Origin of the sequence: Bacillus mycoides (assembly GCF_001757995.1) — a bacterium.
Taxonomy (GTDB): Bacteria; Bacillota; Bacilli; order Bacillales; family Bacillaceae_G; genus Bacillus_A; species Bacillus_A mycoides_B.
Window position 1 is genome coordinate 1 of sequence record NZ_LXLV01000107.1, and the last position, 1,004, is coordinate 1,004.

Consider the following 1,004-nt stretch of genomic DNA (forward strand, 5'->3'; position numbering starts at 1 on the left):
TTATTTTACTAACTTATATCATGCTTTCACACCAAACAACAAACGTAAAAAGTGCTTTAGATTTATTCTTTAGGAGATTGTTATTTTATAAGTTCTTCGATGTTATTACTTTTTTTGATTGTTTCTGCTGATAGCCAGAGTGAAGATCTTGTTCCATCCTTGTTGGTTAAAAATATGTCAAATTTTTCATTATATAGTTCTTCTTTAAGGATAGTGACCACCTTTGTCAGATCCTCAACTACATAGGGATTATTATATTGCATCGTACTGTCATTAAAAACTAAAGTCACATCATACTTCGGACACTCCCCATCTTTCGGATTTGAACAAGTAATACCTTCAATTACAAAACGGTCGTTTTGAATTTCTTTTAACCTTTCACCTACTTTTGTTTGAGTTTGAATCAAATATGTCCAATAACTTCTTAAAGTGTTTTTCATTGTTAGTAGCAGTTCTTCTTTCGTTATAACTTTTTGCACATTATTGAAAGGTAAACCTATAGATTCTCCATTATGATCATTAATATCAAGTTCTGTTATCTTTCTATTACTCTTCTGAATGAGTTGAAATAGAGCATATAAACGATCTAATTCTGCTAATTCAAATTGGTTATAATCAATCTTGTTACTCGTTTTTAAAGTTAATAACAACTTATCAGTGGGTTTTCCTCCTGTATTATCATCATCCAAAATATATTGAAGAACATTTTCATTTTCAGATTCCTCGTAACCTAATTTTTTAATTTCTTCTAGAATTGGTTTGAATTTCTTATATTCCTCATATGTGTTTTTACCGTATTGGTATTCATCACCTTTTATTTTTGAATATAAGAAACCATCTACCTCTACTCTAAATTGAATATTTTTGTTGTTTTTTACTTGAACAGTATGGTATGTATGTCCCATATTCCCTTCATGCATAGCGCCCCAATCTGTTACAACAACATCGATTCCATGTTTTTCTTTTATATATTTTTTAACCTGATCTTCATTAGTATTAACACA

1 protein-coding gene is annotated in these 1,004 nt (G+C 29.4%); it reads right to left on the reverse strand.

Going from position 1 to position 1,004, the window contains the following annotated elements; genetic code table 11:
• Positions 1-80: 80 nt before the first annotated feature.
• Positions 81-1,004: hypothetical protein (locus BWGOE10_RS28775; protein ID WP_236736047.1), on the reverse strand; the 924-nt coding region annotated here is incomplete at its 5' end.